The organism is Oerskovia sp. NPDC060287, from assembly GCF_042726775.1.
GTDB classification, from domain to species: Bacteria; Actinomycetota; Actinomycetes; order Actinomycetales; family Cellulomonadaceae; genus Oerskovia; species Oerskovia merdavium.
The window spans coordinates 1-5,053 of record NZ_JBHXBO010000271.1 but is presented as its reverse complement, the minus strand read 5'-3'; the positions used below and the strand labels follow the sequence as shown (position 1 = coordinate 5,053).

The following is a 5,053-nucleotide window of genomic DNA, read 5'->3' as shown; positions in this document are numbered from 1 at the left end:
GTTGTGGAGCGGCCCCCCCCCCCCACCCCCGCACGCTGACCCTCTGCCTCGGCGCAGGCGTCAGGTCAGCAGGCCCCCTCGTCCTTCCACGGACCCCAGTCGCTGACCACGGGGGTGTTGCCCTGCGTCCAGTACCGGGCAGACCACCTGTGGCCCGCGTGCGTGACCTGCGCACCACCGTTGTAGGCCGTCCCGGCGAGCCACGCGGCCGCCGTGCACCCGGCACCACCGGTGCTCCCGCCCGGGGTGCCGCCGGGAGTCCCACCCGTCGTCCCACCGGAGACCACGGGGTTCACGACCTTGACTCCGCGCGGGTGGTCGTAGGTCGTGGCGTACGTGGTGGCCCCGATCGTCACGCGCACGTTCGAGATCTGCGCCATGGGCAGGCGCCACGACAGCTTCGTGGACGCCGAGCCACCCGCCGGGATGCCCCCCGACGGGACCTTGAGCGTCGCCGAGTGCAGGTCCCCCTTGAGCCCGCCCACGTTGTTGCCCGTGTGGCCCGCGACCGTCGTGATGCCCCAGCCGTTCTGCTCGCCGATCGTCGCGGACGTGGTCGTCGCGAAGTCGAACGAGATCGTGGCCCCGGCCGGGATCGCCACCGAGGACCTGTTGGCGAACGTCACCCGGGGGTTGATCGGGTAGTTGTTGTCGCCGAGCGCGAACTCCGAGAACGAGACCCCGAGGTCGATCGCCTCGGCGGGCGTCGCGGTCTTGGACTTGGCCGCGCCGTAGGGAGCCGCGGTCGAGAACGTCGAGTGCATGCGCGTCACGAGGCTGTCGCCCATGCCGTACTCGCCGCTCGCCGCGTCCAGGTCGTAGTCGCCCGCCAGCTCCCAGATCATCAGGCCGCCGTAGCCGCCCGCGACCACGTAGTCGGCCTTGGCCTGGATCGCCTGGTCGGAGTCGCCCGAGATGAACGACTTCGTCTGCGCGTTCCACCACCACTCGGTCTTGGTGACCGGGTCGAAGTTGTGCTGGTAGGTCCCCGTCAGCGGACCCGTCGGGGCGCCGTACGCCGAGGCGTACGAGCCCACCTTGCCGTTCTGCAGGTTGAGCATGTGCCAGATCGGGTTGCCGCCCGCAGGGATCTTGGCCCCGGCCTTGTCGACGTCGTACCAGATGTTGTCGATCCCGCCCGCACCGTTGCCGCACTTGGACGTGCCACCCAGCGAGGGCCCGGTGCCCGGCGGGCACTTGGTCTGGTCGGGCAGCGCCGCCTTGCCCCACAGGCCGTTGGTCCCGCCCTGCACGTTGGTCCAGCCTCGCGTGTAGAACGGGACGCCGATGTTGATGCGCCCGGCCTGCACGGCTCCCCGGAAGTAGTGCGCAGCCCAGTCGGCGTTGAGGTACCCGATCCCGTCGTAGGCCCCGTACACCCCGGCCGCCGCGAGCTCGCCGTCCTTGCCGTCGTCGAACAGGGCGCCGTTGCCGCCCACGAAGTCGTTCCACGTCCCGTGCAGGTCGTACGACATCACGTTGACGTAGTCGAGGTACGGCATGATCTGGAAGACTTCCATACCGCGCAGCAGCCACCCCGAGGCGGGGGCTGCGATGGTCAGCATGTAGTACTCGCCGTCCTGCGCCGCGGCCTTGTCGAGCGCCTCGCGCGTGGTCTTCATGAGCTGCTCGTAGTTCTTCCAGAGCTGCCCGCGCTTGGCGCCGGCGATCGCGAAGTCGTCGGGGTTCCCGGCCTTGACGTTCGAGGTCGGGTACTCGTAGTCGATGTCGATCCCGTCGAACCCGTAGGTCCGCACCATCGCGACGGCCGAGGCCGCGAACGCGTCGTACTCGGCCTGCGTGTCCAGGGCGTAGAAGCCGCCCGAGGCGACCCGGTTGCCGTCGGCCCCGAAGTAGCCGCCCGTCTCGGCCCAGCCGCCGACCGACACGAGCGTCCGCACGCCGGGGTGCTGCTTCTTGAACTTGGTGAGCTGGTTGAAGTGGCCCTTGTAGGAAACCGTCGGGTCGAGCGCGTTCTCGGCCCCCGCGAACGTCAGGCCGGTCGCCTCGCTCGTCGCCGACTCGGCGTTGACCGAGATCTTCGAGTCCGGGCCGACGTGCGCGAACGCGTAGTTGATGTGCGAGAGCTTGGTCCAGGGGATGTCGCTCGCGAGGTACGCGGGGGTGCCGTTCGCCCCCGTGCGCCACGACGTGAAGTACCCGATCACGCGGCGATCGAGCCCGTTGGGGAGCTTCTCGCGACCGGCCTCGTCGTACACGTCGCAGTAGGGGACGTCGACGGTCTTGTTGACGGCGAGCCCGTCGGGACGGCACTTCTCCTGCGGGTTCGTCGAGATGGGCGTGCCGGGGTCGCCACCGGTCGGGTCGCCCGTGGGGTCGGTGCCGGTCGGGTCCGTCCCCGTCGGGTCGCCCGTCCCGCACGGCCCGACGACCTTCCACGCGCCCCACTGCTGCGTCCCGGGAACCTCGCCCTGGGTCCACCACGACGCCTTGTAGTTCGAGCCGGCGTACGACGCGGTCGCACCGCCCGTGTACGCCGACGACGCCACCCAGGCGGGCGCGCACGCCTCGGCCGCGAGCGCCACGGGTACCTGCACCGTCAGGGGTACTGCCACGACTGCCGTGGCGGCGGCTGCTGCGAGCCATCGCCTCACGGACCGTCTGCTTCGTTGCATGATCGACCCTCCCCAGCACGGCTGCGGCACCGTTGCCGCAGCATCGTGTGGGGCCACGCTAGGGCGGGTGCTCGGGGGTCCACATCAGGGTCTGCCACACGATCGCTACGTACGTGGTCCCCCGCACGAACGGTGGCCGGGCCCCCGAACGGCCGCCCCGGAGAGGCGGCCGGGCCGCCGTCGGGAGTCGCGACGGCGGCCCACCTGCGCGTCGACGTCGCGCAGGAGCGGTGCTATCCCGCGGGCAACCAGGTGCGGGCGGCGGTGACCAGCGCGGTCACGCCGATCCCGAGGGTCGGGTCGATGACCGGGGCGTAGTGGGGCGAGTGGTTGGAGGGCACCTTGAGGAGTGCGGGGTCGTTCATGTCCCCGGTCGTGAAGAGCGAGGGGTCGGTGCCGCCCAGGAGCCAGTAGGACAGCTTGGCGCCCGAGCTCGTCGCGAGGATGCCGACGTCCTCGCTGCCCGCACCGGCCCCGGGGTCCATGATCTTGTCCGGGCCGAGCCAGGCAGCGAACGCGTCGAGCGTCTTCGCGAGGGCGTCCGCGTCGTTCACGACGACGGGGAAGCGCTCGATCTCGGTGATCGTCGGCTCCTCGGGCGCCCCGGACGTCGCCGCCTCCCCGCGGACGATCCGCTCGACGCTGTCGAGGATGTGCTGGCGCGTGGCCTCGTCGTAGCTGCGGATGTTGAGCTGGAGCTCGGCCTCGCCGGGGATGACGTTCGCGGCGCTCCCGGCGTGCACGGACCCGACGGTCAGGACCGCGATCGAGGTGCTCGGGATCTCGCGCGAGATGATCGTCTGCAGGCGCAGGACGGTCGACGCGGCGATCACGACCGGGTCGACCGAGGACTGCGGCATCGACCCGTGCGCGCCCTTGCCGACGATGCGGATGCGCAGCGAGTCCGAGCCCGCGTACGACGCGCCGGCGTGCCCGGCGATCTTCCCGGCGGGCAGGGGGGCGACGTGCTGCCCGAGCACGACGTCGGGCTTCGGGAACCTGTCGAAGAGGCCGTCGTCGACCAGTGCCTGCGCCCCGGCGCCGAGCTCCTCGGCGGGCTGGAACACGAGCACGAGCGTCCCGGCCCAGCTCGCCTTGTCGTTCGCGAGGACCTCGGCCGCCCCGAGCAGGCACGTGGTGTGCAGGTCGTGGCCGCACGCGTGGTCGACCGGGACGGTCTTGCCGTTCGCGTCGGTCGCGGTCGCGGTGCTCGCGTAGTCGAGACCGGTGTCCTCCTTGACGGGCAGCGCGTCCATGTCCGCCCGGAGCAGCGCGGTGGGGCCCGTGCCGTTCTCGAGGAGACCCACGACGCCGGTCCGGCCGATGCCCGTGGTGACCTCGTACCCGAGCGCGCGGAGGCGTTCGGCCACGATCCCGGACGTGCGATGCTCCTGGAACCCGAGCTCCGGATGACGGTGGAGGTCCTTGTAGAGGTCGACGAGCGCCGGGTCGATCGGGACGTTCTCCTGAGCAGCCACGAGCATCTCCTGTCGCGAGGGTGTCCTCCACGGTCACACGCTCGCTGCCGGGCAGCCACCGGGACAGGTCCGCCGCACGCGCGCAGTGAAGGGGGTTCCTCACACGGCCCGACGGCGCCACGCGTCCGGGTGCACCCCGGAGGCTGGGAGAATGGTCGGGTGACGAACGGCCTCTTCGACCTGCCCGAGGGCACGCGTGTCCCACCCCGACGGATCGTCCTGCTGACGGGCCCGTCCGGCTCGGGGAAGACGTCGTTGACCCGTCGCCTGGGCCTGCCGGTCGTCGCGCTCGACGACTTCTACCGCGACGTCGACCACCCGGACATGCCCCACCGGTTCGGCATCGTCGACTGGGACTCGCCCGGGAGCTGGGACGGTGCCGGTGCCCTCGAGGCGCTGCTCTCGCTCGTCACGACGGGTCACTCGGACGTCCCGGTCTACGACATCCCGACCTCGCGCCGGACGGGCACGACCCACCTCGACGTCACGGGGTCACGGATCGTCATCGCGGAGGGGATCTTCGCTGCCGAGCTGGTCGACGCCTGCCGGGCCGAGGGCATCCTCGCGGACGCGATCTGCCTGCGCCGGCCGCGGCTCATGACGTTCTGGTTCCGGCTCCTCCGGGACCTCGGTGAGTCGCGCAAGCCGCCGCTCACTCTGCTGCGCCGCGGCTGGGGGCTGCTGCGCGACGAGCCGCGGCTCGTCCAGGGCTGGGTCGACAAGGGCTGCCGGACCGCGTCTCCCGGGCAGGCCGAGAGGGACGTCCGCGCGCTGCTCGCGGGCTGACCGGCTGCACCGGGCCCAGGGCTCCGCGACCGCCCGAGGCGCGATCCGCCGTCGGGCACGGGACGACCCGCGCGACGCGCCGCCGTAGCGCGGGACACCGGCAGACGCCGGAGACCCGAGAGGCCGCCCGACGGCGCGCGTGGCGTCGTCGGG

3 protein-coding genes are annotated in these 5,053 nt (G+C 71.8%); 1 reads left to right on the top strand and 2 read right to left on the bottom strand.

Translation table 11 applies throughout. From position 1 onward, the window contains the following. Positions 1–65: 65 nt before the first annotated feature. Together ACFWFR_RS17225 and ACFWFR_RS17220 are read right to left on the bottom strand one after the other, a co-directional pair. Positions 66–2,636, bottom strand: a complete 2,571-nt coding sequence (locus tag ACFWFR_RS17225; RefSeq protein ID WP_377623832.1) for a glycosyl hydrolase family 18 protein — start codon at positions 2,634–2,636, stop codon at positions 66–68. Positions 2,637–2,869: 233 nt separating this feature from the next. Continuing rightward, positions 2,870–4,114, bottom strand: coding sequence for an amidohydrolase (locus ACFWFR_RS17220; RefSeq protein WP_377623830.1), 1,245 nt, complete (start codon positions 4,112–4,114; stop codon positions 2,870–2,872). A 159-nt stretch (positions 4,115–4,273) separates the two neighbouring features. On the opposite strand from ACFWFR_RS17220, the gene ACFWFR_RS17215 reads away from it, so the two are divergent. Further along, complete coding sequence (locus ACFWFR_RS17215; RefSeq protein WP_377623829.1) at positions 4,274–4,900, top strand: uridine kinase; 627 nt, start codon at positions 4,274–4,276, stop codon at positions 4,898–4,900. The last annotated feature ends 153 nt before the right edge of the window (positions 4,901–5,053 follow it).

Excerpts from the sequence above, each read along its gene's own strand:
- ACFWFR_RS17225 (WP_377623832.1), bottom strand. The coding sequence starts at position 2,636 with ATGCAACGAAGCAGACGGTCCGTGAGGCGATGGCTCGCAGCAGCCGCC.